Genomic DNA, 26,918 nt, shown 5'->3' on the forward strand with positions numbered 1-26,918 from the left:
TCCTACCGCGTAGAGGTCAATACATATCGCCCTCAAAAAGCCGAATTAGCTTTGCCAAGCCCGTTTGCTATGGCGCAATGCCCAAGCAAAAACCGGCAAGCCGATTAAGGCGGTGAGTATGCCCAGTGGAATTTCGACGCTCATCGCCAAGCGCGCAACGTTATCCACCCAAAGCAAATAAATCGCGCCTAACAACGCCGAAGCGGGCAATAAAACACGGTTATCTGCGCCAAATAATAGGCGCGCGATATGCGGAATCACCAAGCCGACCCAGCCAATCATGCCGCCGAGCGTCACCGTTATCGCCCCCAAAAAACTGGCGACAACAATAATCATCATGCGCTTGCGTTCGACATTGATTCCCAGCGTACGCGCTTCGTCATCACCTAAACTCAACACATTCAGACTATGCCCCTGTAACCACAGCAAAACGATACCGGCCAGCATAAACGGCGCAACCATCAACATCATCGACATATCGGTATGCGCCAGCGATCCCATCAACCAATACACAATCGCCGGCAGTTTGTTATAAGGATCGGCAACATATTTAATCACCGATAAAAAGGCCGTGAACAACGCGCCGGAAATCATGCCACCCAACACCAACACCGTCAGATTTTGACGCAACTCGCCCTTGGCGAGTAACAGCGCAATCCCGACAGCTACCAAGCCAAAACCAAACGCCAAAACCTGCATTAGCCAAAGTGAATCGGATAACAGCAACCCCAACGCCGAGCCGAAAGCCGCCCCGGATAACACCCCTAAAATACCGGGCGAAACCAGCGGATTCATAAACAAGGCTTGAAACGCCGTCCCCGCAATCGCCAGCGCCGCGCCAATTAAAATCGCCGCGATAATGCGAGGCAAACGCACATCCAGCATCAGATTGACCACCATGTTATCCGCGTCACCGGGCAATAAGCCGAGATAACGCCCAAACTCAAGCAAGCTGGCAAACGGTGAAAAGTCATAACGCCCCCAACTTAGAGATAACAAAGCGGTTGCCAGCAAAATAAAACTGAGTATTAAACTGAGGCGCAAAGGCGAGAGCGTTAACATAGCCACTCCGGCCAAATCTCGCGCTTAAAACGCTCAAGCTGGGCAAGACGACAGCCATGCTCGGCACTCAGCGGATTTAAAGCTAAACGCGCTACGCCAAGATTAAGCAGACTTTGCGTTTGTTGGCGCACATCTTCCACTGTACCCACCAGCATTCTGGCGACTAACTCGTCTTCAGACAAGCTGGCCATCGGCCCCTTTTCCTTGCCCCAAAGCTGCGACTTTTGTGCACGCACGCTTTGAATATGTAACCAGGCCTGGTGACGCGCATCGTCCGTATGCTCCCGAATCAACACGCCACGCGCCGCCATCATATTCACCGGCTGTTTCGACAGAGCGTAACCTTGATAGGTTTGAATCAACTGGGCGATTTTTTCCTGTGGCCAAAACTGGGCTGCCATCAACCCAAAGCCCTGTTCAGCCGCAAGTTGAATCGTCGCCTCATCCGCGCTGGCGACAAACCAACTTTCCGGCGCTAACCTAGTTTTAGGTTGCAACGCCACATTTGACCACTGAAAATGCACGCCTTGATGACTCGCCACCGGCTGTTGAAATAACGCCAGCATCGCCGGCAAGGCCTCTTGCATCCGCGAACGACTCACATCTCTATCCATGTTAAACACCGCATTTTGTGCTTCAAACGGCCCACCTTTGGCAAACCCACACAATACGCGCTGCGGATACAGACTACTCAATAGCGCCAGTTGTTCAACCATCGCAATCGGATTATGAAATCCAAGTAATACCGCCGCCGCACCCAGCTTAAGCTGAGCGGTATGCGCTAAAAAATGCGCCATTAATAACAACGGCGCAGGAGTTAAGCTGTATTCGTTAAAGTGATGTTCAGTCACCCAAGCTTCATCAAAACCCAGTTGATCAATGGTTTGCACCAACTCGGTAAACTCCACCAAGGTTTGCGTCGCCGTATGTTGCGTCTGCGGCGTAATGTGCAACATCACCCCTAAAGTTGGCCTGCGTTTATTCATCAACTAAACCTCCTTGTAAAATACGGGCGATTTGAGCCTGGTTCAAATCCGTATCAAACACCTGCTTAAAAAACCCGCGCACCTGTTCATTCATATCAATGTCCGTTTGCTCAGGATAAAGTTGTGTCATTAACCACTGCATCGCCAACAGGCGCATATACGATGGCGGGCGATCCATCCAGCGAAACGGCATTTGCGGCATGAAAAACACCTGTTTGTTTTGCACCGCTTTGAGGTTTCGCCAGCGCGCGTCTTGATATACCTTGTCGTAAAACGCTTTTTCTTGGGTAACAATCGCATCCGGGTTATAACGCATCAACTGCTCAAAACTAATCGCCACCTTGCCATAACGACTGCCCTGCTCGGCATCCGCCGGACAATGATGCGGATTCTGACCCCCTGCCAAAGGAATCACTTCGGCATGAATCGACCCGACACATTCGGTTTCTAACCCCGAAGGCGATTGCGCGTAATACACGGTTTTGATTGGGGTATTTTTCGCCTCTAATTGCGCACGACGCTGCGCTTGTTGCGCAATGAGCTGTTCCGCTAAGGTGGCAAACGCCTGTGCTTTTTGTTCACGATGTAACCAAGTTCCCATTTGCCGAATCGCTAGGGGATAATCGCTTAACGCATCCAACTTGACCGTACACACCGGCAAACCTAAACGGGTCAATGCCGTTTGCCGACTGAGATGCACCGTCGCACCGGATAAAATCGCTAAGTCCGGTCGCGTCTTAATCAGCGCTTCGATATTTGGCGTTTGCCCTTGACCAAACCAACCGCCAATAATCGGCTTATCAAAACTATCCGCCGAAAACACGCCCTTCGCTTGGGGGGGCGGCGTAAAGTTCCAACCCACAAGCTTCTCCGGTGCTAAAGCCATAATTAAATAGGTCACCACCGGATTGGCGCCATACACCCGCTCTGGTTCTGTTTGACTAACACACGCTGGCGTTGCATAACTTAACGGTGAAAATAAAAGGCCTAAACCCAGCCAAAAAGCACGATGCATCATGCCACCTCCTAAAACTAAAAAAGACCCGTTTCGCCATCACTCGAAACGGGTCAATACCTTTTGCTAAAATGACAGATAACAAAAAAGGATTCGGTTTTACCAGGCCTGGTGATTCAGGCCTTCTCACAAATTAAGCGTTAAAAGTTTGCGCTGACACTGACCCAAAGTGTCCGCCCAGGCATCGGATCACCATCATAGATTTGATAATCTTTATCCAAGGCGTTTTTCAGCACCGCGTTCGCACTCAAGGTTTTATTAAATTGGTAGGCTGCTCGCAGATGCGCCAGTTCATAACCGGCGGTGGTGCGCTTGCCGTCGGTGGTGGTGTCGCGCTGGCTGGCAAACTGCAACTCCGCCGCCAAATCCAACTTGTCGGTAGCAAACCAATTCATGGTGACCATGCCTTGATGCTCCGGGCTTTGTGTCGGCACCAGCGTCTTGTCAGCTAAATCACGTTTAACATAGGCATAATTCACATCTAAACGCGTGTTGTCGCTGGTCGGATATGACAGCATGACTTCCGCACCGTAATGGGTAGCGGTTCCGACGTTTTTGTTTTGGAACTTACCGGCATCCGCGCCAGAGGTCAGCGTGATCGACTCAATCGCGTCCGAAATATCGCTATAAAAGAGGTTTAGTTGATAGTCGAGCTTTCCAAAATCACCCAGCGCGCCGATTTCATAATGCAACGCCGACTCCGCGCCTAAATTCGCATTCGGAATTGCCTGCCCTAAGCGATAGGAATAAATTTCCTTGATGGACGGATAACGCGTTTTCTTGGACACTCCGCCAAACAAGGTATGCGTGCCGAATTGATGCTCGGCTTTAACTTGAACGTTATCCGCACCTTGATCGCTCGAAGGCTGGGTTGTCGGATCGAGGTCGTCGGTTTTGGTTACCTTGTATTGGTCACGCCGATAGCCCAAAGTAAGTTGCGTGTTTTGTGTCAGTTGAATGCGATCTTCTAAACCAAATGAATGAATGTGGTTTTGGTAGGTCTTCCAGCGTTCATCAACCGTGCCGACATCCTTATTTAAATCGCGCTCTTTATGCTCATCATATTTAGCGTGAAACGCGGCTCTAAGCTGGTGTTGCGCGATGCGATGCCCCAGCTCAATGCTGCCGCCAAGGCTTTCGTCGTCATACTGTGAACGAAACGCATAACCCGCTGTAATCGCCTTATAACTTATATCGTTATACGAATTGAGTTTATTATTAAATTGATCATAATAAGCGCGGGTTTTAACATAGGTTTTCTCTCCCAGCTGGGTATGACTCAAGAAATACACACTATCCTTATCCCATTGCGGCCAGTCCCAATACGCCGGACGTGCTGACGTGCCGGTTAATTCACCACCGGCATATAACGGCGCATCTTTGCGCCCACGCACTTGATGGTAACTGAGCGCATACTCATCAGTTTCATTCGGCGTAAAGCCAAGCTTTAGATTCATATTTTGGCTATCACTCGCCGAGCGGACGCGATCGCCTTTAGGCTGAATCACGGTATTGGTAAATTGATTCGTCGCCGGACTAAAGCTATCCGATAACGGGAAGTTATCCTTATCAATCTTGCTAAAACCGGCGCTAATGTAAAACAACTCGTTTAACCGACTGCCAACCTGCACATTACCAAAACGCGAAAATACGCCATTTTTACCCGCCTCCATGCCAAGGCTGGCACGCCCTTCCAAGGACTCGGTTGGTTTACGGCTGACCAGGTTAATCGAACCGCCCATATTGTTTGGCCCCAGCAATAACGAGCCTAAGCTTTTTTGCACTTCGATTCGACTTAAATCGCCGGTTAAATAACGACTTAAATCAACATTGCCGTCATAGGGTAAATAAACCGGAATACCATCCAGGTTTAGCGTAATTTGACGCGAATCAAAGCCACGAATCGCCACTTGCGTTTCCGCGCGTCGTCCGCCTTCGCGAATGACCACACCCGGCACGCGCGATACCGCTTGGCCGACATCAGTTAGACCCTGCGCCCGCATTTCATCGGCATTCACCACATTCGCCTCAATTTTTTGCGTTTGTTCGCCACCCACGGTAATTTTGCCAAGCGTAAACGTGTCGTCGGCCATTAGCGGCGAGGCAAAGACACCGGCAATGGCGGCGGATAAAATGGTTTTTTTACAGGTCATTTTGTACAGCATGGTTTTTTTCTTCATCACATTCCCCGAGTTATACTTATGTACATATCGAAAGGGTTAAAAAAAGCCCGCATTCAGCAGGCCTGCTATTTTGGTTATTATGTCGCGCGCTAAGGTGCAAGCAAACGCACTTCGATGCGCTCCAACCACTTCACTTGGCGGCCACCTTTGCTCACATCATTACCGGGCATCAGTGCGAAGCGTCCATCCTCCGAACCCAATTCAACCTCATCCTTGGCGAAATACACCAACACCTGATCGCCGTTGGCTTGATTAAAAATTTCACCCCAAGAATAGGTCACCCAGTAGTCATCCGTGGCATAAGCGATAATCGCCAATTTGCGAAAATCTTTGCCTCTATCTACTTTTAAGCCGACATGTTCCAGCAACGTTTTTAATGCCACACCGCTTAAGTTTTCCATTTGCCCTTTGTTCGCACCACTCATGCACATCACCTCAACAGCGTGCAACTGCAAACCGGCTAACTGCTTTAAATCGTTTAAACTAAAGGTTTTTTCTTGCTTAACCGCACCAAACACGCTCAGCGTTTCGCTCATTCTAGGCTGGTCGGCTTGCGCCTGAACAACCAAGGCCAGGCTGAATAATAGCAAGGATAAACCTAAGCGAAACAATCTCATCATATACCCAACCATATATCGAAATAGATAAAAAAACCTGAACACGTCAGGTAGGATGTTTAAAGCGTTATATCCACAGGTAAATAACGACTCATATTAGAACATGCTTATAGATTTAGAATCAAGCATTAACAGAATTAAATTTATTTATCCCCCTACAACCAGGCCTGGTTGTGTATGCGTTGATTAAATCGGTTGCTTTGGCGGAGTGAAGCAATGAGTGGATTACAAAAGCTCTGGTTAGCGGCGGTGCTCGGCGCTCTGATTGGTTTGCTCGGCGGCTTAATTGGCTTGGGTGGTGCCGAATTCCGTTTACCGATTTTGGTGGCGGTTATGTGATGAAACTCACCCCCGCGATGCTCAACCGTGTCGTATGATGAGTGTCGGCTCAATCGCTGGCGCGCTCGTTGGAGGCCTGATGCTGGGTCTGGTTCCAGCACAATGGCTCGGCTTGTTTTTAGCGGTCTTACTGCTGATTTCCGCTTGGAAAGTGTTTAAACATTAAAGACGCTAACCCTTTAAGACGCTAATTTAAAGCGCAAGCCCATTGCTTCAATCACCTTAAATACGGTTTCAAACCGTGGGTGTTTACCTTCCCCAAACGATTTATACAAACTTTGATAACCTAACCCCGTCTTTTCCGATAAAGCTTTCATACCACTTGAACGTGCGACCACGCCCAGTGCGTCAATAAAGAAGGCTGGATCATTTTCGTCCAGCGCGGCTTGCAAATAGGCTTTTACGTCTTCAGGGGTATTGAGGTAATCACTCACATTAAACGTATCATTCATTGATTGTGTCATGCTTCAACCATCCTTTTACTTTTTCAATATCTTTCGATTGATGAGGCTTCAGGCCAGCGATCATTAGCAAAACTAATTCGCTATGCGCTTGTTTATAATAAACACGCCAGCCCTGCCCAACATCAATACGCAGTTCATAAAGTTGGCCTTCAATATTTTAAAGTCACCACGATTGCCCTGCTCTAATCGTCTTAAACGCGCTAGTATTCGCGCTTTAGCAATAGGATCTTTAATTCCAGCTAGGCTTTCATCAAATGGATACCGGTCATTGAGTTTAAATTTTTTAACAATCATAGCCCACCTTTATCCATTTGGATAATGTAACCACTCTCCACCTTGAATGCAAGTGAGATTATCCAAAACGACACAACACCTGAGACTACAACACACCCTAGGCCTGGTGAAAACTATGGGCACTAATGACAGCTCAGTTTATGCGTCATTCCGAACGCGCTCCATCAAACGGATTTAGCCAGTCGGTATCAAGCGTTTTAAAATCGGCGAGATTACCTGTTACCACGGTTAAATGATGGACTTTTGCGGTGGCGGCAATCATGGCATCTTCGTAAAGCGTATTGGAAGTACCGTGCATCAATTTAACCCAAACTCGAAACACCTTGCCATCCAGCGGTAGAATATTGTAACTTTCTGCAACGCGGTTTAGCCAGGCCTCAATTTCCTGTGCTTTTGTGGGTCTTGCGCGCGCGTTAATTCAGAAATAACATTCGTGTCGAGAAGGTACATAGCGTCTGTCACTCGCCTTCTAGCGGCATCACTTCACGTCCTCGTTTTGAAACCATCTGTGGGCCATCGTGTAAACAGGTTTCTAAAAATTCACTAAAACGCGCTTTGGCGTCATGTACCGGCCAAGTGTGCATAACAAACCTCTTTCTGACTAGATTAATGACCAATTTAAGCATTTTATATATTTTTGCAACAAGCCCACAACCAGGCCTGGTGGTGCATGCACTGATTAAATCAGGTGCCTTGAGGGCTAAGTGAATAGCCCCGTGCTTGAACTATTGCGTGCACAGGTATATCATTTGAAACATATAATTGTTTTACTTGGAGCAGACTTATGGGCACAGTGAGTGATACAAGCGTTTGGTCTGTTGCGGATATCCCGCGCGGCGGGCTTCGCTTACTAAATGAAGTTGAACGCGGATTCAAGCATACCACGCTAAAACGCGTGGCTGAATATTCTGGCGTGTCTCAACAGTTACTGATAGAAAGCTTAGGATTAAATCGTTCAACTTATAACAGGCGAGCGAGTGTTGGCAGACTAAATCAAGATGAAAGCGACAGGCTATATCGTTTCACCGAGGTTTTATCGAGCGCGATTGATCTCTTTGAAGGTGATAAACTCGCCGCTAAAAACTGGCTGCAATCGTCGGTAAAAGGCTTGGGAGATCGCGCCCCTATCGACTTGATTAAAACGCAAGCCGGCTCTGAAATGGTATTGCGCCTTATCGGGCGACTTGAGGATGGAGTATTCACTTGAGTCACATCAAGGCCTACCGCATCGTCAAAACCAAACGTGCCGAAACCGCTTTCAATGGACAAGGCGCTAAAATCAATGGGGGGCGCTGGAACTCAGTGGGACAGGCCTGTATCTATCTAGCTAATTCACCCGCCTTGGCGCAACTGGAAATGCTGGTTCACCTCAATAAAGAGGCACTCATGCTGGCTTATACCTTGTTTGAGGTGAGCATACCGATTGACCAAATAGATAAGCTCGCTGACCAACAACTCCCTGATAATTGGGAGGAATATCCTGCCCCGGTTGAATTGGCGGATATAGGGGATAAGTGGCTTAAGGATGTCAATTCAGGCCTAGCTCTCGCCATACCCAGCGTAATAAGCCCATACAAAATCGAAACCAACTACCTGCTCAATCCAAACCATTTACGATTTCAAGAAGTCATAACGGCTGCGAAATCATTTGATTTTAGATTTGACCAGCGACTTAAACATTAGATTTATTGAATAGCGGAGGCGCTGATGGATATACAACTGGATTCGACCTTGACCTGCCCAAACTGCGGTCAAAGTAAAACCGAGCAAATGCCAACGGATGCCTGTCAGTATTTTTATGAGTGCACTTTTTGTGGCGCATTGCTAAAGCCACTGGCCGGTGATTGTTGTGTTTATTGTTCTTATGGGGATGTACCTTGCCCGCCGATTCAGTTAAGCGGCGCACAAGGATCTTGCTGCGGTTAAACTTCGCTGAATAGCATGGATTCCGGCCAACGTGATTTGGGCAGTTTGGCGTTAAAATCGTTCTCGGCTTGGTAACCTACCGCAACCACCGCCAAGGCTTTATAGCCCTGCTTGGTTAAGCCAAACTCGGCATCCAAAATCGCGGTATCCACCCCTTCAATCGGCACCGCATCCAACCCCATCGCGCCGACACCCAGTAAAAACGCGCCCATATTGAGATAAACTTGTTTTTCCATCCAGCACTGGGTATCCTGCCATTCAACCCGATGTAAATCGGCATAAAATGCGCGTACTTTTCTAACCTTGGCCTTCATCTCTTCCGAGTCAATCCGACCATCCTGCTGCTCTTGCTCCAGCAAGGCCTCCAAATAGTCGTCAGTGAAATCAGTTTTAACACAGAACACCACCGAGAAAGCGGCATCTAAAATTTTGCTTTCATTCGCAACATATTGCCCCCCGGCCGCTTTGGCAATCCGTGCCTTGCCTTGCGCTGTATCTGAGATAACAAAATGCCAAGGCTGTGAATTGACACTAGATGGGCTTAAACGCAACAAAGCTTTCACGTCCGACAATTGTTCAGGCGTCAGCAAACGACTGGAATCAAACTTCTTGGTTGAATAACGTCTCGAGGCGACCTCTATAATGTTCATCAACCTTCTCCAAAGCCAAAGTTTTGGGTGATATAGTCAATATCTTTATCACCGCGACCCGACAAATTGATCAAGATGGTTTTGCCAGGGTTTTCTTTACCGTGTTTCATCGCCCAAGCAACGGCATGCGCGCTTTCTAATGCGCAGATAATTCCCTCCATCCGCGATAGTTTATAAAACGCATCTAGGGTTTCGGCATCGGTTGCGCCGTGGTATTTCACCCGCCCGGTGGTGTTCAAAAAGCTGTGTTCCGGGCCAATGCCGGGGTAATCTAAACCAGAGGCAATCGAGTGTACCGGTGCTGGATTGCCTTCTTCGTCAGACAATAACATACATTTAAAGCCATGAATCATTCCCAGTTTGCCATAGGTCATGGTCGCCGAATGTTCCCCCAGCTTGGTGCCCTTGCCTAATGGCTCAACCCCGTTTAAGCCAACCTCGGCATCATCGATAAAGCCGGCAAACATGCCCATCGCATTCGAGCCACCGCCCACACAGGCCGCGACTTCATCCGGCAATTCACCAACCAATTCTAAATACTGTTCACGCGCTTCAATTCCGACAATCGCTTGAAAGTTTCTGACCATCATTGGAAACGGATGCGGCCCGACCACCGAGCCAATGGCAAAAATTGCTTGCTCAGTTTGACCAAGGTAAGATTGGAACGCCGAATCAACTGCTTCTTTCAAGCTGCGCCCACCAAATCCGACCGGCACGACTTGCGCCCCTAAGAGTTTCATACGGGTGACGTTGGGCGCTTCTTTGGCGATATCGATCTCACCCATATGAATTTCGCATTCCATGCCAAAATAGGCCGCGGCTGTGGCAAGCGCCACCCCATGTTGCCCCGCACCAGTTTCGGCTATTAACTTAGTTTTTCCCATGTGCTTGGCAAGCAGCGCTTCGGCCATACAATGATTGAGTTTGTGCGCACCGGAATGGTTCAAGTCTTCGCGCTTTAGATAAATATGCGCACCGACTTCCTTGCTCAAGTTATGAGCGTAATATACTGGCGTTGGGCGGCCTTGATAATGTTTGCGAATATATTTCAGTTCGTTTAAAAAGTCGGCTGAACGCCCTAAGGTCATATAGGCACGATTAATATCTGCAAAATGCGGCACGAGTTCCGGCGGCAAAAACGCGCCACCAAAATCACCAAAATAACCGTCTTGATTGGGTTGTTGTTTAAGATAAGACATAAAATAACCTTCTGAATGCGTTAGTCGAAATTTGGTGAATTCATTTTAACCTGATTTAACGCATTGTTCGAGTTGGTTCAAACTCGCTTCAGCTTTTTACGAAAACAATGACTCTATAAAATAGCTTGGAGCGATTGATTAAACTCATCAATCTTAGAGGGTTTGCCAAACAAATAGCCTTGATAGTAACGACAGCCCTTTTCAGCAAGCAAATGTTGTTGGGCTTGGTTTTCAACGCCCTCAGCAATAACATCAATACCAAGCGCAGCGCTCATAGCGATAATCGTTTGAACAATAATCGAGTCATCTTGATCGTCCACAATATCTTGAACAAATGATTGATCTATCTTTATTTGATCTAGTGGCAAGCGTTTTAAATACTGTAAAGATGAATAGCCGGTACCAAAGTCATCCAATGAGAACTGAACGCCCATCTTACGCAGCTGGTTCATTTTTTGAACGGCTTCTTCCATATTGTCTAAAACGGTACTTTCAGTTAATTCAATCTTCAATCTATGCGGATTGATTTGAGCGTTTTCAATAATCTGACTGACTTCTGACACAAAACCGGCTTCTTTGAATTGCTGAGCACTGACGTTAACTGAGAGCGATAAAAACTCAGTGGCGGGGTCTCGTTGCCACTGCTGCAGTTGATCGCACGCTGTTCGCAAAACCCAACGCCCTATGGTCTTGATTTGGCCTGTTTCCTCAGCCAAAGGAATAAAATCCGCTGGAGACACTCGCCCCTTCTCAGGATGATGCCATCGTATCAGAGCCTCTGCACCAGTTGGTTTCTGTTGCTGATCGACTTGTAACTGATAGTAGAGTTCAAACTGGTTTTGCTCAATCGCATCACGCAATTCAGATTCCAATAATGCGCGCGCGACCAGTACTTGCTGCATAAACGGATCATAGAAACTGACACGATTTCGACCATTCGATTTGGCGTTATACATCGCAGTCTCAGCTTGCTTCAACAAATCCTCAACCGACCATTCCATGCCTCTGAATAGCACGACACCGATACTCGGCGTTAAAAAGTGCGGAATACTATTGAGTAGGTAAGGTTGACTCAATTGCTCTCTTAGGCTCTCAGCAAGCTGTTCAGCCTTAGCCGCTGCCGAAGCTTCATCTGACCCTAAACCCTCAAGCGTAACGACAAATTCATCGCCACCCACTCTCGCAATATGGCTCTCAGTAATGACTTCACGCTTGACCAAACGTTCAGCCACTTCAACCAGCAACTGATCGCCGGCTTTATGGCCTTGGGAGTCATTAATTGTTTTAAAATTATCTAAATCAAACAATAGGATGGCAGAAAAGCTAGAAGTCAAATCATTCAATGACCGAGAATAATCGATACGCTCCATTAAAAGCCGGCGATTAGGCAGCTGGGTGAGTGGATCATAAAATGCCAATTGAAAGGCTTCCGCCTCAGCCAGTTTACGTTTTTTATCAGCCTGCCAAAAACTGATTAAAGCGCCAGCAATTCGGCCAAATTCGCCTCGGTCGGTAGCATACATTTTCTCAATTTCAAGCATTGTTTTGGGCGGCTCATCACTTTTAGCCATCGCACTTAATGTACTTGCAATCACTAAGATTTTTCTACTAACCAAGCCGGCTAGAAACAAAATCAAAAGCAGGATTACAACTAGACTCAATAATCCAATAACAATCACGCTATACAAAAACTGCTGCTGATTGATAAAAGACTCGGCGTTTCTAAGCGCGGCTCTTTCAGACAATAAAAAAGTGATACGCTGAATATAAACTGAGAAGTCAATAAAGTGCTGTTCCGCCTGGTGTAAATAGTCCTGAGCCACCTTGGGGTCAATCGCAATAATCTCTGTGGACATAATGACAAAACGGCGATAGGTCTGAAAAGCCTGCTGAAGCTTAATCACGCTGCCATGATTCACCTCGCGCAAAAGCTCTGATTCAACTAACAGGGTGACCTGATCTGCTAACACAGCCAGCTCATCGACAACCTGTGCATGAAAACGATAAAGCTGTACCTCTGATATTTCGCCTCGTTTAGCCTCAATAATCCGCTCGGCAACCGACTGATGAACCGAACCTATCTGCTGGCTAAAGGCGGCGGCATCTTGTACAACGATTAAATCCTGGAGTTGCTGCTGATGGTTTTTTGCAGATTGCTGGTTAATTGACGAAAGAACCCAGTAGGCAGTGATAATAGTAAACAAAGCAACCAACAGCACTGGCCAAAATGACAACAACAATAACGTGCGACTGGTCTTCATAAAAACTAATACCCCAGCTGCTTGATAACAACAGGCCAATCATTCGGGCTTAGCGTCGCAAGATATTCAAAACCCTCAGAAGCTAAGGGTCTAAAAAACACCAAACTGCCCTCTGGCGGAAAGTACTGCATAACCTCGACTAAATTGGGGCCATGCGCAACCAACACTCGGTTAGTGTTACCCACAACAGGTTCAGATAATAATTCGAGCGTACGTTGAATAATTGGCTGTTTTTGTTGGGTCGTTAAGGCAGCCGTGTATTGTAGATTCATATCAATAGTAAGAGGAGGGTTAAATACGATTTCAGCTGTTTGCTTGGCTCGGCACAAGGGGCTAGTCAACACGGCTTGATAAGGAAGGTTTAGCTGCTTGAAGTGTCGCGCAATCATTTCTAATTCAACCAGCCCCTCTGCCGAAAGAGGACGCTGTGTAGCGCAATCATTCAGATCAATTGGAACTTGGTCAGGCTGCTTAGTATCGGTTTTACCGTGACGCATATAAATAACAAAGCCGCCTTGACGTAAAGCATCTATTAACTGCGGGCTCGCCTTAACCACATCCTTAAACTCATCTTCTGCCAAAGCCGGCTTAAGCCAGATTACAAACAAGCAAAAAAATACAACCAACCATCGTTTCATAAAAAACTCTACATTTTTGAAAGCAACTTTTTCAGATTCTACCTTAGAAACCTCAAATAAAAAACGGTTTATGGCCTAATTATCTTTTAAATAACCCTAACTCACGTACACAGAGATTCACCCCGCCAGCCTGGCCGATAGCTAATAAACCAAATCGTGTCAGTCTTTCTAAATTAAGGGGGATACCCGTCCGATAAGGCGCAAATTGCGAAAAGGTCCAATAATCATTTTTCCAATCCAAAGCAGGGAATAGATTGTTTTTATAAGACTGCCAAGGCTGGCGCAATTCGGACGTTTTTAAATGCGCGGCCACCGCTGGAGCCAAACCGCGCCAGGTCACATAAAAGCCATCAAACTGCGAAATATCCTTAATGGCAGACAAGTCAAATTGCATTTGAATAAAGCCACCGTTGTTTTCTAGACTGACTTCACCCTGTAAGCAGGTGACCCAACCTCCACTCTTCTCCTGCTGCTGCAAAATTTGACCTTGAGATTGACCCCCCATCACTTGATCACTAACATAATCCCAAGCCTGCCCACTTTCCGTTGAACTTGGATCAACAGGGTATAAACGATAATGCATTATTCTCTCCTAGGGCTCAAAGCCCTGACCTAGAAAATCAAATAGTAAACCTGAGTCGGCTGGTGAGCGATTCGCCATAGCCTGCAAAAGATGCACGGCAGTAAAATCAGGCGATTGTAACTGCTCCTCGGGCACACGCCCAATAAAGGGCGCAGACAAAGGGCTTTGTGTGGTGCCGGGTTGAAACCCAACCAGTGTAACCAACGGATGACTTCGACGCAATTCAATTGCAAGATTCTTAATCAACATATTTAATGCTGCTTTACTGGCACGATAACTGTGCCAACCACCCAAGCGATTATCGCTAATACTGCCTACCCTTGCTGACAAGATACCAATTTTCAAGGGTGTACGCCGGGGCCAATGGCGCATCCATTGTGACAAAAATAACATCGGAGCCACTGCATTCATTTGGTAAGCAAACTGCAATGACTCGGCACTCATCTGTTCATGCCGACGCTCAGGCTGGATCTGTTTATTATGTAAAAAACCCGTCGCTATCCAAAGTTGGGCTATAGACTTCATTGGATTAGGCTTATCAGCTTGATGCGACCAGGCCTGGTAAACATTCAACCATTGTTTTTCGATAGACATTTGCGCAATATAATCAAGCGTTAAATCAATCGATTTAACCGATAAACTAGGCAAAGCTAAAGGCCGATGGCTAAACCTCACACACTCGCTATACTCCCCTGTCTTCAACGCTTGTCTAACCAATGCAGAACCAATCGCACCATTCGCCCCCACTAGAGCGAACCCTTTATCAGCCATGCTAGTCTCCTAAAACGCCATTTAGATTAGATGTTGACCATAACACAAGCACTTCTAAAATTAGATTAACAAACCTAAATATCAATAATACTTCCTCTAAATGAGGAAGTGCCCCCAAGTCAACAACCAGAAAAAATTTAGTGCTTGCTTTCCAAATAATTCAAAACCTATAAAACAACGCTGATTACACTCTTAGTGATATGAGTTTTACCCAGCCAACCCACTATGACTTTTTATGCAAACTCAAAGTCATCAAAAAAACCAAGGGGATTTCATTAAACCGTCATGATAATCGGCTGGCATTAGGCTAAAATGGTAATAATAAATCCATTAACGAGGTCCTGCCATGAGCGAATTCACTGAGCCAATGCTTAATCCAATTGAACCGATTTACTTTAACCGTGAACGAAGCCTTTTGGAGTTTAACCGCCGCGTATTGGCTCAAGCAAAAAACCCGGACGTTCCGCTTTTAGAAAGACTCAAGTTTCTATGTATTTCTTGTAGCAATATGGATGAGTTTTTTGAAGTCAGACTGGCGAGCGTGATCGAACTAACAAAAGATTCCGCAGCACGCACGCAACCGGATAATATGCGCCCTGATGATGCCGTTACCATGCTAACCCAAGTGGCACATGAAGTGGTTAAGGACCAATACCACACCCTGAACCACATCCTTATCCCAGCGTTAGAGAAAGAAAATATTCGCTTTATTCGCCGCAATCACTGGAATGACAAGCAAAAAGAGTGGATTCGTAATTTCTTTTTAGAATCGCTAAAGCCTGTTCTAAGCCCAATGGGTCTAGATCCGTCCCATCCTTTTCCAAAAATACTCAATAAAAGCTTGAATTTTATTGTGTCTTTGGAAGGCAAAGACGCATTTGGACGCTCGAACGGTTTGGCTATTGTTCAGGTTCCACGCTCATTGCCTCGCATTGTTAAATTGCCGATAGAAGCCACCGAGGGTGAAAACGACTTTGTCTTCTTATCATCTATCTTGCACTCAAATGTCGCTAACCTGTTTCCAGGCATGACCGTTACCGGTTGCTACCAGTTCCGCGTTACACGTAACACCAACTTATTTATCGACGAAGAAGAAGTCGATGACATTATGAGCGCGCTTCAAGGCGAGCTCTATGGTCGCCATTATGGCGATGCCATTCGGTTGGAGGTTGCCGACAACTGTCCACCGGCGATGGTTGAATATCTGCTTGATCGCTTTAAATTGGATGAAACCGCGCTCTATCAGGTTAATGGACCGGTTAATCTTCATCGTTTAGATGCGGTGCCGAGCATGGTCAATCGCCCCGACCTTCTATTCCCGCCCTACTTGCCCAAAGCACTGACCCCCAGTAAGTCAGGCAAGAACCCTTTCCGCTTGTTTACGCGTAAAAAACAACAAACCAATATGTTTGAGCAAATCAATCGCAAGGATATCCTGCTTCATCATCCTTACGACTCATTTGCACCGGTTATTGATTTCCTAAACCAAGCCTCTAAAGACCCTGATGTACTGGCGATTCGCATGACCTTGTACCGTACAGGTGAAAAATCAGCGATTATTGATGCTTTGGTTCGCGCCGCGAACAATGGTAAAGAAGTAACCGCTGTGGTCGAATTACGTGCGCGCTTTGATGAGGACAACAACATTCAACAAGCCACCCGCTTGCAAGACGCAGGCGTTCATGTTGTCTATGGCGTGGTTGGCTATAAAACCCATGCCAAAATGATTTTAGTTGTTCGCCGTGAAGACAACAAACTTCGTCATTATGTTCACCTGGGTACCGGCAATTATCACCATATCACTACACGTTTTTATACCGATTTCGGGCTATTCACCTGCCGACCCGCGATAGGCCGTGATGTAACCAAAATATTCCAACAACTAACCAGTCTGGGCAATACCAATGATCTGGAAGTTGTACTCCAGTCACCCTTTACGCTACATTCGGGAATGCTGGAAAAAATTGCCCGCGAAGCTGAAAATGCACGCCAAGGGTTACCGGCGCGCATTATTGCAAAAATGAATGGGCTTCAGGAAAAAGGCATCATCGATGCCCTATACCAAGCCTCTCAAGCCGGGGTGCAAATTGACTTAATCGTGCGTGGCATATGTAGCCTTGTACCCGGCGTTGAAGGGCTTTCCGAGAATATTCGTGTACGCTCTATTATTGGACGCTTCTTAGAACATCACCGTGTTTATTATTTTGAAAACCACGGTCAAGCCCCTGAACTCTACTGCTCAAGCGCTGACTGGATGCGTCGTAACCTTTTGGCTCGTGTCGAAACTGGATTTCCAATTTTAGACCCTGATTGCTTTCAACAAGTCTTCACTGAGGGGTTAGCAATCTACCTAGATGACACCACCTCTGCCTGGGAACTGCAGTCTGATGGTTATTACAAATTGCACGAACCTCAAGAAGACGAAGCTATTTTTAATGCGCAACTTGCCTTAATAGAAAAGTATAGCCCTCAAACCGAGAGTTGACCCCACCCGATATTTCGGCTTGGTTTATCGACTAAAAACGATTAGACTAGCCGAAATTTGTAAATAATGTGCCAAACCCTATGACAGATTCACATGAAAATGATCTCTATGCCGCGATTGATTTAGGCTCAAACAGCTTTCACATGATCGTAGCACGTGAAGTGCACGGACAACTCCAAGTGGTTGACAAACACAAAGAAATGGTCAGACTGAGATCCGGCCTAGATGAAAACGGACGCCTTAATGAACAGGCATTCCAAGCAGGACTCGACTGTCTCACCCGCTTTGGTCAACTGATTAAAAACATCCCTTCTGCGAATGTCCGTGTTGTCGGCACCAATACTTTACGTAATGCTCAAAACAGCCGTCAATTCCTGATCGCGGCGCGCAAAGCCCTCGGGCATCATATTGAAATCATATCTGGACAAGAAGAAGCACGTTTAATTTACCTTGGCGTGGCACATGGCCTCGCTAAAAGCGAAGAACAGCGCCTTGTGATGGATATCGGGGGCGGCAGTACCGAATACATCATCGGTCGTGGATTTAGCAACGAACATCTCACCAGTACTGAAATGGGCTGTGTCAGTATGACGCAATGCTTTTTTGACGAGGATATTATTACCGCAGAGCGAATGAATCGGGCGATTGCCAGTTGCCGACAGATATTGCGCCCTCATCGAAAAACCCTCACTCAACTGGGTTGGGACACGGCTTATGGCGCATCCGGTACCATTAAATCGATTGGCCAACTGCTGCTTGAAAACGCCTGGTCGGATGGCTGTATAACTCAAGACGGCCTTCAACAACTGCGTGGCGAATTGATTAAAGCCGGCAGTGCGCAAAACTGCCAAATTAACGGCTTAAAAGATGATCGACGCCCGGTGCTTGCTGGCGGCTTAGCCGTATTAATCGCAACTTTTGAAGAACTTAAAATTCAGCAAATGCAAATTAGCAGTAATGCGCTGCGTGAAGGCTTGGTATTTGATACGCTTGGACGGCTGTTTGCTGAAGATTCACGTGAGTCAAGTGTTCGTGCGATGCAGCAATGGATGCGTGTCGATCAGTCTCAAGCCTCGATGGTCGCTAAAACAGCGCGTTCTCTGTTTAATCAAGCGCATAACATCTGGCAATTGCGTGACAGTGAGTATGACTATCCAAAACTGCTCAATTGGGCTAGCGAACTGCATGAGTGTGGTATTGCGATCAGCTATAAGCGTTACCGTCACCACTCTGCCTATTTAATTGAACAGGCTGATATGGCGGGATTTACTAACCAAGAAAAGCAGATGCTGGCTGTGATGATGCTCAATCACCGTGGTAAATTTGTCCAAGAAGCTTTTGATTCGTTATTAGAGCCCCACAATACCAAGCTGATTTTTCTGACGATACTGCTAAGATTGGCGGTTAGGATTCACCGTGGTCGTGATCCGGAATGCCCGGAAGTATTGCTTGTGATCGAAAACGAGCATCAACTTCATCTACGCTTTGAAGATGACTGGCTAAAATCCCATCCACTGTCGCAATTAGACCTTGAAATTGAAGCCAAACGGATTGAAGCCGCTGGTTTTAAACTAACGTTTGAATAGCCAATCTCTAATAGGCTAACAACCAGGCCTGGTTGTTAGCCTATAACCGCCTCACGCCTTAGGCTTGTTTAGTTTGAGGCTTGCTTGGCTAGCCGCCACTACCGATTCAATTTTAAAAAACCCAACTTGCTGCTGCATATCTTTTGCTTCAGCACGTAAAGTATCCGCTGCCGATGCCGTTTCTTCAACTAATGCGGCATTCTGCTGCGTCACACTATCCATGCCATCAATTGCTTTGTTTAAATCCTCGATACTATCGGTTTGTGCGATATTAGCATTGGCTATCTCACCAATTAGGCTATGCATTTGTAAGATCTGCTCAACAACCCTTGAAAACTCTTCACTGGTTTTGCCGACCAAGTTCTGACTAGATGCCACCTGCTTGACACTTAACTCAATTAGCGCTCGAATTTCCGATGAAGCAGCGGCTGACTTCTGTGCCAAAGCACGGACTTCTCCGGCCACTACGGCAAAGCCTCGACCTTGCTCACCCGCCCGCGCGGCCTCGACGGCTGCATTCAGTGCCAACAAATTTGTTTGAAACGCAATACTATCAATCAAGCCAATAATATCCGCAATTTTCTGGCTAGAATCCGCCATTTCAGACATAGCGGATAAGGCTTGTTGCATCACCGTCGAACCTTCTTGCGCCTTCTGCTTAGCATCCTTCGCCAACAAGGCCGCCTGATGTGTTCTGTCGGCATTCTTTCTTACCACAATAGTAATCGAGTCCATGCTGCCAACGGTTTGCTGTAGTGTCGCCGCTTGAGTTTGAATCCGATCCGATAGGTCTGAGCTGCCAGTGGCGATCTGATTAGCAGCATCAGAAACGGTAAATGCAGCAACTTGCAACTCACTCACCACGTTCGCCATATTATTCATCGATGAATTCACCGCATCGGCCATCACTAAAAGCTTGCCGGAATAGTCACCGCTGATTCGCTGGGTTAAATCACCTTCACTCTGAGCAACAACAACATCAACCGTTTCACTAATGCCCTTTTCTAACTGATCAAGTGATTGGTTAATATGGGTTTTTAAGTTTTCTAGGTCACCGCTAAGCGCTAAACTCAAACGGTCAGAAAACTCGCCCTTTGAAATAGACTGCATAACCCGATTAATCGCATTAACCGCGCCCTGAGTATCACTCATCGCAGTTTGAAGACCAAGAATCATCTTAGCATAATCGCCCTTATAATCACCGACGACCTGGTAACGGTAATCCGCCTGCTTTAAGGACTCTATCGCCCCCTGAATTTCGCCCAACACCTTAGCAATTTGATCAGCAGAGTCATTCACCTGATTTTTAAGTGTTTCTAAATCGCCTTTTGAGTCTGAGTCAATTCGTTGTTTAAGCTGACCTTGTGATATGGATTGCATCATATCCGACACTGAAACCATCAAGTGTTGCACACTGGTAAGATAATGGTTAAAACTGCGGCCAACCCGCCCAATTTCATCTTGACTTAAAGACTCCGTTCGAATTGACAAGCTGCCATTGTCTGCCGCAAAGTCCATCTTATCGGTCATTTGCTTTAATGGCCGTAAAATTGAAAACTTCAAACGCCCGAAGACCTGGATCAACAACAGGATAAAGCCGCCAGACATCGCCGCTTGCGCGACATAAATCATAAAATAACTATCACTTAAAACCCGGTTTAAAATCGTCATCGGCTCAGCCACCAAATGAGCACCGACTGCTTGTCCCTGCTGATCATTAATTGGCTCCAGCATAACCAAATAACCGTCTTTGATACTAAAGCCGGATTCTAAAATCGCGCTAATATCTAAATCCTTCAACAACGAAGTCCATTGACTATCTAACGCTCCGTCACCCGTTGATATTAAAGTTGGTTGCGAAGTTTCCGTTAGCATACTGGCATAAAGACGGTCGCTGGCGTGCTCCATTTGTGCAATCTGGCTGAGCGGAATAGACATCACCACAGCACCCAATGTTTGTTCACCGAAGGGCACTGGCACAACTGCACGTACATAACCCTTGCCTTGCTCAAACACCACTTGGGTTAAGGGTTGGGCAGGTAATTGTCGAAGGCTGATCGGTGCACCGGCAGAAGTTTGTAGCGTGAGGTTAGCGTCAAAAACAGCCAATCCAATACCTTCTAGCTTTGCAGTATCCGTATAGTGCTGGTAATTGACTTGGATAATTTGCCACAAAACAACCTGTTGTTTGTCATGCAAACCATAGATAATTGCCGAGTTACTGGCAATACCAACGGCATTGGTTAATGCCATCGCCCCAATACCTTGAACTTCAGAAGCCAAATTACTTTGTAAAATTTGATGGCGCTCTACCACTGCGCCTTGATATAGATCATCTGCAACACTTTGCAAGTAAAGTTGCAGTAATACACTCCACATCACCGCCATAATCACCAAAGGGATCATAATTTGAGCAAGAATACTTTTTTTCGGCAAGGGGCTCCAACGCGCCAAACGTTCGCGCCAAGGCGATGTCAGCACGCTTTGGCGCAAAATGCGCTTACCGGATCGAACGTCGGCATAACTTTGCTCTACCTTAGGGATTAAGTCCCGATCAAGCGGCGTTCTCACCGACTTATAACCGACACACTGCCCCTGTTGCATCACCGGTGCGATATTTGCTTCGACCCAATAATAATCACCATTTTTACAGCGATTTTTAAGGTATTGATGCCAAGGTTCACCCTGCTTAAGTTGCGTCCATAAGTCTTCAAACCAGGCCTCAGGTACGTCGGGATGCCTAATAATGTTATGGGGCTGCCCGATCAGTTCATCCAAGCCATAACCGCTTACCTCGACAAAACCGGCATTGGCAGAAGTGATGTTGCCGTTTAAGTCTGTCTCTGAAACCAATGACATGCCATCAGGAATCAATCGCTCATGGGTTGTAACGGGCAGGTTATTTTTCATCCGGTTCTCTTTTATTATCTAACTCTAAAGGCTAAAAACTAAAAGCGTAAACGCTGTCTGAGCTCTTGCTCTAGGCGTTTTTTTGCTTCATCTTCGGCTTTTTTCTTCTCGGCTTCCAGTCTCTCGCGTTCTGCATCTAACCTAGCACGCGCTTCTGCTTCGGCTGCTTCAAGCTTTTCCCTCGCTTCACGCTCAACCTTTTCCAGCTCTTCTTTAGCTCTTTGACGCAAAGCCTGCTCGGCCTCTTTCGCCTGCTCAGCCGCATAGGCTTCAATATTATTGATATTCGCTTCAACTTCTCTAATCTTATCGGCATCAACACCATAACTAATTAAGCGTTGCTCTAGCTGGGCTTGATAGACCGCTAGTTCCGCGCGTAATCTTTGCTCCAAGTCTTGTTTAAGCTGCGCTAACTCCTGCTGAAATACCTGTTTAAAGCCTGCCGTTAATCGACGATCTAAATCAGAAGACGCAGAAAAACGAGGGGCATAAAGACGACCTTTTAATCCTGCTTCTACCTTGAAGGCATTAATGCTTTCAAATGCCGGAGCTATATAGCGTTGTACATCCTTTGAATCGGCTGCGGATAAATCAAAGCGTGTGTTTTGATAGTCAAAAATCAAAGCCAAATCCATTCGACTAATACCTTCAAACTGACCGGACGCACTAAATTGGTTTTGCGCTTCAGTAATCGTAACTGGCAAGCGACTGGAACCGCTTAAACGCCAATCCTTGACCTGATAATCAGGCCAATCGGCATTAAACTGTGTAATCACCCGATCCGAGGTCAAGTTGGTAGACTGCCCCTGTAGGCTTAAAGGCTTAACTTGTGACTGGGGCCGTGCCGACAAATTAAATCTAACCGGTTTTTGACTAAACGCATGGTCAAAGTTTAAGTCACGAACCTGAGCAACCAAGTCACCCCAATCGAGTTTGCCGTCAAAATCAATGCGTTTAATCATAAACTTGGGCTGTGGATCAAACTCGGTAAACGCAATATTTTCACCTTGCGAACGCGGTGGTTTGGGGGGGTTAACAGTGGCTTGCTCTGCACGATATTGTTCAACCCATGCAATAAAAGGTTGCGCTTTACGATACCAGTCTAAAGCAAGATCCAGTTTTTCTTGAACTGACTCACCAAAAAGCAGATAGGTGATATTGGATAGGCCTTCTTCGTCAAACGAGTAGGTTTCCATAATCCGGTTAACATCTTTTCTGGGCATATCCACCAAATCAGACACACCTTGACGTAAATCTCTTGACTGATTACGAACAAAGTTATTCGCATCACGAAGGGCTAACTTGTCCTTGACCCAGCGTTCTTGCAAGGCTTTTAAGGCTTCTTGACGCTGTTTCAAATCTTCCAAATCACGCACAGAGCCATCAAATACGCGGTCTATATCGACCTTATATTGGCGAAGCTGCTCTTCACGCGGTAAACGCTGTTCGATCTGCTTCCACTCATCCTGAGCTTGATCCGCCTGCTCTCTTAAAGCACGTGCCAATTCAAGCGTTTCTAACCGCTCCCGCGCAAGAATTTCATCGGTAGCGGGTAGATTAACACTAGGAAAACTAAAGCCTTCACCTTCCCGCTCATCCAGTTGGGGTTTAGCCGGTTTTTTCGGCAAGGCACCGCTGATTTTACGCGGGACATCCAATGCTAAGCCTTGTACTCGCAAATCCTCCACCACAAAACGTTTCACAACCAAATGATATAAATTCACGGTCATGTTGATATCGTCAATCACAAACAAATTTTGCATCGGTTGCTCAGGATCGGTCACGGCCAATTTTTTAACCCGAATACCTAAAGGATCAAAACCAAAGCCCAACTGTTGGATTTCAACTTTTGCCCCCCAAGCTTCTGAAGCCATCTGTTCAATTTTATTTTTTAGCATCAAGCTGGATAAAAAATAACCTAGCGCAAACACCGCGCCAACGATAACCGCCAACATAACGATGCCTGACCAACGAATCCAGCCTTTAGGGGCTTTCGGTTTTTTTACAGACTTGCTGCTGTTTTTGTCAGTAACGTCTGGCTTTGTAGAGGCCTGCTCTGGTGTTGACTGAATAACATCACTCATTTTATAAACCTCGATGCAAATGCCGCTTTATCGGATGCCTTTAAAAGTTGAACGACCTTAAACTTATTAATCCAAACTAAAAATCTTTGGCGATAAATACGAATCATCACCCAGCTAAAGATAAAGAATAAAGGGGCAAAACAATAAGCAAATACCACGCTGCCCATCACAATCGTATTGTTAAAATTCAAGAAGCGCCAGAAAGGATTGTTATACCATTGAGTCCAGATTTCTAGCAGGCCTGGATGCGATAATACCCAGAGTCCAAACTGGTGAAATAATGGATCAAACGCATAGGCAAATCCGGTAAAGATCGCCCAAGCCACCAGCACGCCGGCTAAATTAACGCGAAGAATAAAAATCAGCAAAATCGTCAGTAGGGTATGAGGCGAAAAAAACGGTGTTAGCCCTAACAGCATGCCCAGGGTCAAGGACATCGCAATTTGCCCCGGATATTGGTTCGCATTCAGCGCTTTAAAAAGTTGTATCAATGTACCCATGGTTTTCACACCCTATTTAAAAAACGTGATTAATTCGATCATTCTAAGACAAATCCACACAAAATCAATTTAATCTTCTTATTGTGTCATTAAGCCGAAGCACTAGCGTAATTCTTGTGGATCAATATCTAAACTCCAACGGACCTTTGACACCAAAGGCAGACGATAAATATCGGCCTCGACTTGAGACAACCAGGCCTGCAAACTCCGCCGGTGTTGCGACTGCAACAATAGCTGATAACGATATCGCCCTTGCCTGCGTTCCATTGGCGCAGAAACAGGACCCCATACCTCACAAGGCGCTTCTACCCTGACCTCTAACAAAACTTGCTTTATCTGCGCTAAAAAATCCAGTGCATGCTGCGGGTCAAAAGACTCTGCACGGACCAGGATTTGAAAACCATAAGGCGGTAGCTGCGCCGCCTCACGTTCTGCCAGCGCATCTTTTGCAAAAGCCGAATAACCCTCTGCAACCAAGCTGCGTAATAAAGGATGCTCCGGGTGATGGGTTTGAATCAGCACCTCACCTTTTCGGTCAGCTCGGCCAGCTCGCCCCGCAACCTGCACAATCAATTGAGCCATACGCTCGGCGGCGCGGTAATCGACACTAAACAAACCTTGATCCAAGTCAATCAACCCTACCAGCGTTACTTTGGGAAAATGATGGCCTTTGGCCAACATCTGCGTGCCAATTAAAATATCCGCCTCACCGGAACGCGCCTGCTCTACTTTATCGGCCAGACTGCCTTTACGTCGAGTGGTGTCGCGGTCAATCCGCAACACCTGCTTATCGGCAAACCAGCTCTGAATCACCTGTTCTAAACGCTCGGTACCCTGACCGACATTAACAAACTCTTTGCTTTGACACTTTGGACAGACCAAAGGCGCTTTTTGGCTAAAGCCGCAATGGTGACAGCGAAGTTCGTGCCAGGCCTGGTGATAGGTTAAATTCGCATCACAACTGGGGCAATCGGCTTGCCAGCCACAATCATGACACATCAGCACCGGCGCATAGCCACGACGATTTAAAAAAAGTAACACCTGATTACCGGCGGCTAGGTGCTTTTCCATCGCGGTTTTTAAAGGTGTTGACACCCCCTCATTCAAGCGCTCGCCGCGAATATCCAATAATCGAATGCTCGGCATTTGTGCCGAGCCAGCGCGTTGGGTGAGGGTTAAATGTTGGTAACGCCCTTGCTCCACATTGTAAAGCGATTCCAAACTGGGCGTGGCCGAACCCAGCACCACCGGCACATTTGACATCTGCGCGCGCCTGACCAGCAGGTCACGCGCAGAATAACGAAAACCGTCTTGTTGCTTAAAAGACAGGTCATGTTCTTCATCAATCACGCACAAGCCGAGATTAGCAAAAGGAGTAAAAAGAGCAGAACGGGTTCCAAGTAAAACTTGAATCTCGCCGGAACGCACTAATTGCCAAGCACAATGACGTTCTTGATCGTTTAACCCCGAATGCAAGGCCACCACCGGCTTTTGTAAATAGGATTCAAAACGCTGTGCGGTTTGTGGGGTCAAACCGATTTCCGGCACCAGCACCAGCGCTTGTTTACCCTGGGCTAACACCGCTTCAATCATCGCCAAATAAACTTCGGTTTTGCCGCTACCGGTCACCCCTTGCAATAAAAAAGCGGCAAATTGCGCTTGCTGAGCTAACACCTGATCAACCGCCGCCTGCTGTTCGGCATTCAACTGATGACCGGGTTTATCAGCTAATTCGTTATGAGACAAACAGGAACCTTCACGCTCTTCCAGCCAACCTTGTGAAACCCAGCGTTTGATCAAAGGCCGCCATGCATCAAACTGCTGATTCAACTGACTAGACGACCAGGCCTGGTTATTACTCAGCGCTTGCCAAAGTGCGCGTTGTTTAGGGGCATTTTTAGGGAGCTGATCTAGGCTGATTTCACGCCCCATCGCTGAACGCTGCCAACTCAGCAGGCCTGGTAACGCAAGGGGTTCTCCGGCTCGCAAACGCTTGGGCAAAGCGGCCATCACCACCTCACCTATCGGCTCGTGATAATAGTGTGCTGCCCAGTTTAGAAAAGCCAACTCGCGCTCAGAAAACAAAGGCTGATCATCCAACACCTCAATCAGAAGTTTGAGCTTATCTGGGTCACAGTCTGGTTTAACATCTACCGCCAGCAGCAATCCAATTTTGGTTTGTCGGCGAAAAGGCACACAAACCCTGACACCGGGCTGGAGCTTTTCAGTTTGAAAATTAGGCTCAACCCCATAGTCAAGCGCAGTTAAAAACGGCCCAGGCAGGGCTACCTGAATAATCATAGTTCGTCTTTTTTAACCAAGCCTTTCAGAAAACACAAGGCTTGTTATTGGGTTTATTAAAAGG

Annotated in this window: 26 protein-coding genes; 7 read left to right on the forward strand and 19 right to left on the reverse strand. The window is 46.7% G+C overall.

The genetic code is table 11. From position 1 onward, the window contains the following. Window positions 1-45: 45 nt before the first annotated feature. From JX580_RS09520 to JX580_RS09540, 5 genes are all read right to left on the reverse strand, one after another. The gene (locus tag JX580_RS09520) at window positions 46-1,062 is read right to left on the reverse strand and encodes a FecCD family ABC transporter permease (RefSeq protein ID WP_248850313.1); all 1,017 of its coding nucleotides are present in this window, start codon (window positions 1,060-1,062) and stop codon (window positions 46-48) included. Continuing rightward, window positions 1,056-2,048, reverse strand: a complete 993-nt coding sequence (locus JX580_RS09525; protein WP_248850314.1) for an LLM class flavin-dependent oxidoreductase — start codon at window positions 2,046-2,048, stop codon at window positions 1,056-1,058. Before JX580_RS09525 ends, JX580_RS09520 begins: the two co-directional genes overlap by 7 nt. Further along, window positions 2,041-3,066, reverse strand: a complete 1,026-nt coding sequence (locus JX580_RS09530; RefSeq protein WP_248850315.1) for an ABC transporter substrate-binding protein — start codon at window positions 3,064-3,066, stop codon at window positions 2,041-2,043. Before JX580_RS09530 ends, JX580_RS09525 begins: the two co-directional genes overlap by 8 nt. A 137-nt stretch (window positions 3,067-3,203) precedes the next feature. Beyond that, complete coding sequence (locus JX580_RS09535) at window positions 3,204-5,243, reverse strand: TonB-dependent receptor plug domain-containing protein (protein ID WP_248850316.1); 2,040 nt, start codon at window positions 5,241-5,243, stop codon at window positions 3,204-3,206. 92 nt (window positions 5,244-5,335) lie between these two features. Next, window positions 5,336-5,866, reverse strand: a complete 531-nt coding sequence (locus JX580_RS09540; RefSeq protein WP_248850317.1) for a molybdopterin-dependent oxidoreductase — start codon at window positions 5,864-5,866, stop codon at window positions 5,336-5,338. A gap of 213 nt (window positions 5,867-6,079) precedes the next feature. On the opposite strand from JX580_RS09540, the gene JX580_RS11935 reads away from it, so the two are divergent. Beyond that, window positions 6,080-6,202, forward strand: a complete 123-nt coding sequence (locus JX580_RS11935; protein WP_283103584.1) for a hypothetical protein — start codon at window positions 6,080-6,082, stop codon at window positions 6,200-6,202. 34 nt (window positions 6,203-6,236) lie between these two features. Further along, window positions 6,237-6,368 carry a hypothetical protein gene (locus tag JX580_RS11940; protein WP_283103585.1) on the forward strand — a complete coding sequence of 44 codons (132 nt, stop codon included), beginning with the start codon at window positions 6,237-6,239 and terminating at the stop codon, window positions 6,366-6,368. 13 nt (window positions 6,369-6,381) lie between these two features. Here the strand turns inward: JX580_RS11940 and JX580_RS09545 are convergent, their stop codons facing one another. The 4 genes from JX580_RS09545 to JX580_RS09560 form a co-directional block, all read right to left on the reverse strand. Beyond that, window positions 6,382-6,666, reverse strand: a complete 285-nt coding sequence (locus JX580_RS09545) for an addiction module antidote protein (protein ID WP_006460679.1) — start codon at window positions 6,664-6,666, stop codon at window positions 6,382-6,384. A gap of 72 nt (window positions 6,667-6,738) precedes the next feature. Continuing rightward, window positions 6,739-6,960: a hypothetical protein gene (locus JX580_RS09550; protein ID WP_248850318.1), complete on the reverse strand. Its 222-nt coding sequence runs from the start codon at window positions 6,958-6,960 to the stop codon at window positions 6,739-6,741. A gap of 145 nt (window positions 6,961-7,105) precedes the next feature. Then, entirely contained in the window at window positions 7,106-7,378 is a 273-nt protein-coding gene (locus tag JX580_RS09555; protein WP_349251702.1) for a PIN domain-containing protein, read from the reverse strand. A 40-nt stretch (window positions 7,379-7,418) separates the two neighbouring features. After that, window positions 7,419-7,544, reverse strand: a complete 126-nt coding sequence (locus JX580_RS09560; RefSeq protein ID WP_248850319.1) for a type II toxin-antitoxin system prevent-host-death family antitoxin — start codon at window positions 7,542-7,544, stop codon at window positions 7,419-7,421. A gap of 200 nt (window positions 7,545-7,744) precedes the next feature. Between JX580_RS09560 and parS the strand changes: the two genes are divergently transcribed. Genes parS through JX580_RS09575 form a run of 3 tightly spaced genes read left to right on the forward strand, consistent with a single transcriptional unit; the run spans window position 7,745 to window position 8,886 of the window. Continuing rightward, the gene (gene parS / locus JX580_RS09565) at window positions 7,745-8,167 is read left to right on the forward strand and encodes a type II RES/Xre toxin-antitoxin system antitoxin (protein ID WP_248850320.1); all 423 of its coding nucleotides are present in this window, start codon (window positions 7,745-7,747) and stop codon (window positions 8,165-8,167) included. Continuing rightward, a complete protein-coding gene (locus tag JX580_RS09570; protein ID WP_248850321.1) occupies window positions 8,164-8,643 on the forward strand; it encodes an RES family NAD+ phosphorylase in 480 nt (159 codons plus the stop codon). The genes parS and JX580_RS09570 overlap by 4 nt, the downstream gene beginning before the upstream one ends. 24 nt (window positions 8,644-8,667) lie before the next feature. Further along, the gene (locus JX580_RS09575) at window positions 8,668-8,886 is read left to right on the forward strand and encodes a GDCCVxC domain-containing (seleno)protein (RefSeq protein WP_283103586.1); all 219 of its coding nucleotides are present in this window, start codon (window positions 8,668-8,670) and stop codon (window positions 8,884-8,886) included. On the opposite strand, the gene nfsB is transcribed toward JX580_RS09575, so the two are convergent. From nfsB to JX580_RS09605, 6 genes are all read right to left on the reverse strand, one after another. Next, entirely contained in the window at window positions 8,883-9,536 is a 654-nt protein-coding gene (gene nfsB, locus JX580_RS09580) for an oxygen-insensitive NAD(P)H nitroreductase (RefSeq protein ID WP_248850322.1), read from the reverse strand. The genes JX580_RS09575 and nfsB overlap by 4 nt on opposite strands. Beyond that, window positions 9,536-10,735, reverse strand: coding sequence for a tryptophan synthase subunit beta (gene trpB, locus JX580_RS09585; protein WP_248850323.1), 1,200 nt, complete (start codon window positions 10,733-10,735; stop codon window positions 9,536-9,538). The genes nfsB and trpB overlap by 1 nt, the downstream gene beginning before the upstream one ends. A 113-nt stretch (window positions 10,736-10,848) precedes the next feature. After that, window positions 10,849-12,996, reverse strand: coding sequence for a putative bifunctional diguanylate cyclase/phosphodiesterase (locus JX580_RS09590; protein WP_248850324.1), 2,148 nt, complete (start codon window positions 12,994-12,996; stop codon window positions 10,849-10,851). 5 nt (window positions 12,997-13,001) lie between these two features. Then, entirely contained in the window at window positions 13,002-13,634 is a 633-nt protein-coding gene (locus tag JX580_RS09595) for a histidine phosphatase family protein (RefSeq protein WP_248850325.1), read from the reverse strand. 79 nt (window positions 13,635-13,713) lie between these two features. Continuing rightward, window positions 13,714-14,217 carry a CIA30 family protein gene (locus JX580_RS09600; protein ID WP_248850326.1) on the reverse strand — a complete coding sequence of 168 codons (504 nt, stop codon included), beginning with the start codon at window positions 14,215-14,217 and terminating at the stop codon, window positions 13,714-13,716. Window positions 14,218-14,226: 9 nt separating this feature from the next. Then, window positions 14,227-14,988: an SDR family NAD(P)-dependent oxidoreductase gene (locus JX580_RS09605; RefSeq protein ID WP_248850327.1), complete on the reverse strand. Its 762-nt coding sequence runs from the start codon at window positions 14,986-14,988 to the stop codon at window positions 14,227-14,229. Window positions 14,989-15,334: 346 nt separating this feature from the next. Here JX580_RS09605 and ppk1 point away from each other — a divergent pair, with 346 nt between their 5' ends. Further along, complete coding sequence (gene ppk1 / locus JX580_RS09610; protein WP_248850328.1) at window positions 15,335-17,473, forward strand: polyphosphate kinase 1; 2,139 nt, start codon at window positions 15,335-15,337, stop codon at window positions 17,471-17,473. Between the two features lie 80 nt (window positions 17,474-17,553). After that, window positions 17,554-19,059 carry an exopolyphosphatase gene (gene ppx, locus JX580_RS09615; protein WP_248850329.1) on the forward strand — a complete coding sequence of 502 codons (1,506 nt, stop codon included), beginning with the start codon at window positions 17,554-17,556 and terminating at the stop codon, window positions 19,057-19,059. A 51-nt stretch (window positions 19,060-19,110) separates the two neighbouring features. Here the strand turns inward: ppx and JX580_RS09620 are convergent, their stop codons facing one another. From JX580_RS09620 to JX580_RS09635, 4 genes are all read right to left on the reverse strand, one after another. Further along, complete coding sequence (locus JX580_RS09620; protein WP_248850330.1) at window positions 19,111-21,969, reverse strand: methyl-accepting chemotaxis protein; 2,859 nt, start codon at window positions 21,967-21,969, stop codon at window positions 19,111-19,113. 38 nt (window positions 21,970-22,007) lie between these two features. Next, complete coding sequence (locus JX580_RS09625; RefSeq protein WP_248850331.1) at window positions 22,008-24,053, reverse strand: TIGR03545 family protein; 2,046 nt, start codon at window positions 24,051-24,053, stop codon at window positions 22,008-22,010. After that, the gene (locus JX580_RS09630) at window positions 24,050-24,553 is read right to left on the reverse strand and encodes a TIGR03546 family protein (protein ID WP_248850332.1); all 504 of its coding nucleotides are present in this window, start codon (window positions 24,551-24,553) and stop codon (window positions 24,050-24,052) included. The genes JX580_RS09625 and JX580_RS09630 overlap by 4 nt, the downstream gene beginning before the upstream one ends. Window positions 24,554-24,655: 102 nt before the next feature. Continuing rightward, complete coding sequence (locus JX580_RS09635; protein ID WP_248850333.1) at window positions 24,656-26,854, reverse strand: primosomal protein N'; 2,199 nt, start codon at window positions 26,852-26,854, stop codon at window positions 24,656-24,658. Window positions 26,855-26,918 lie beyond the last annotated feature (64 nt).

This window comes from Thiomicrospira microaerophila (assembly GCF_023278225.1).
Lineage (GTDB): Bacteria > Pseudomonadota > Gammaproteobacteria > Thiomicrospirales > Thiomicrospiraceae > Thiomicrospira > Thiomicrospira microaerophila_A.

What these genes read in the sequence shown, in the direction of transcription:
- JX580_RS09520 (WP_248850313.1), bottom strand. Translation starts at nt 1,062, where the DNA reads ATGTTAACGCTCTCGCCTTTGCGCCTCAGTTTAATACTCAGTTTTATT.
- JX580_RS09525 (WP_248850314.1), bottom strand. Translation starts at nt 2,048, where the DNA reads ATGAATAAACGCAGGCCAACTTTAGGGGTGATGTTGCACATTACGCCG.
- JX580_RS09530 (WP_248850315.1), bottom strand. Translation starts at nt 3,066, where the DNA reads ATGATGCATCGTGCTTTTTGGCTGGGTTTAGGCCTTTTATTTTCACCG.
- JX580_RS09535 (WP_248850316.1), bottom strand. Translation starts at nt 5,243, where the DNA reads ATGAAGAAAAAAACCATGCTGTACAAAATGACCTGTAAAAAAACCATT.
- JX580_RS09540 (WP_248850317.1), bottom strand. Translation starts at nt 5,866, where the DNA reads ATGATGAGATTGTTTCGCTTAGGTTTATCCTTGCTATTATTCAGCCTG.
- JX580_RS11935 (WP_283103584.1), top strand. Translation starts at nt 6,080, where the DNA reads ATGAGTGGATTACAAAAGCTCTGGTTAGCGGCGGTGCTCGGCGCTCTG.
- JX580_RS11940 (WP_283103585.1), top strand. Translation starts at nt 6,237, where the DNA reads ATGATGAGTGTCGGCTCAATCGCTGGCGCGCTCGTTGGAGGCCTGATG.
- JX580_RS09545 (WP_006460679.1), bottom strand. Translation starts at nt 6,666, where the DNA reads ATGACACAATCAATGAATGATACGTTTAATGTGAGTGATTACCTCAAT.
- JX580_RS09550 (WP_248850318.1), bottom strand. Translation starts at nt 6,960, where the DNA reads ATGATTGTTAAAAAATTTAAACTCAATGACCGGTATCCATTTGATGAA.
- JX580_RS09560 (WP_248850319.1), bottom strand. Translation starts at nt 7,544, where the DNA reads ATGCACACTTGGCCGGTACATGACGCCAAAGCGCGTTTTAGTGAATTT.
- parS (WP_248850320.1), top strand. Translation starts at nt 7,745, where the DNA reads ATGGGCACAGTGAGTGATACAAGCGTTTGGTCTGTTGCGGATATCCCG.
- JX580_RS09575 (WP_283103586.1), top strand. Translation starts at nt 8,668, where the DNA reads ATGGATATACAACTGGATTCGACCTTGACCTGCCCAAACTGCGGTCAA.
- nfsB (WP_248850322.1), bottom strand. Translation starts at nt 9,536, where the DNA reads ATGAACATTATAGAGGTCGCCTCGAGACGTTATTCAACCAAGAAGTTT.
- trpB (WP_248850323.1), bottom strand. Translation starts at nt 10,735, where the DNA reads ATGTCTTATCTTAAACAACAACCCAATCAAGACGGTTATTTTGGTGAT.
- JX580_RS09590 (WP_248850324.1), bottom strand. Translation starts at nt 12,996, where the DNA reads ATGAAGACCAGTCGCACGTTATTGTTGTTGTCATTTTGGCCAGTGCTG.
- JX580_RS09595 (WP_248850325.1), bottom strand. Translation starts at nt 13,634, where the DNA reads ATGAAACGATGGTTGGTTGTATTTTTTTGCTTGTTTGTAATCTGGCTT.
- JX580_RS09600 (WP_248850326.1), bottom strand. Translation starts at nt 14,217, where the DNA reads ATGCATTATCGTTTATACCCTGTTGATCCAAGTTCAACGGAAAGTGGG.
- JX580_RS09605 (WP_248850327.1), bottom strand. Translation starts at nt 14,988, where the DNA reads ATGGCTGATAAAGGGTTCGCTCTAGTGGGGGCGAATGGTGCGATTGGT.
- ppk1 (WP_248850328.1), top strand. Translation starts at nt 15,335, where the DNA reads ATGAGCGAATTCACTGAGCCAATGCTTAATCCAATTGAACCGATTTAC.
- ppx (WP_248850329.1), top strand. Translation starts at nt 17,554, where the DNA reads ATGACAGATTCACATGAAAATGATCTCTATGCCGCGATTGATTTAGGC.
- JX580_RS09620 (WP_248850330.1), bottom strand. Translation starts at nt 21,969, where the DNA reads ATGAAAAATAACCTGCCCGTTACAACCCATGAGCGATTGATTCCTGAT.
- JX580_RS09625 (WP_248850331.1), bottom strand. Translation starts at nt 24,053, where the DNA reads ATGAGTGATGTTATTCAGTCAACACCAGAGCAGGCCTCTACAAAGCCA.
- JX580_RS09630 (WP_248850332.1), bottom strand. Translation starts at nt 24,553, where the DNA reads ATGGGTACATTGATACAACTTTTTAAAGCGCTGAATGCGAACCAATAT.
- JX580_RS09635 (WP_248850333.1), bottom strand. Translation starts at nt 26,854, where the DNA reads ATGATTATTCAGGTAGCCCTGCCTGGGCCGTTTTTAACTGCGCTTGAC.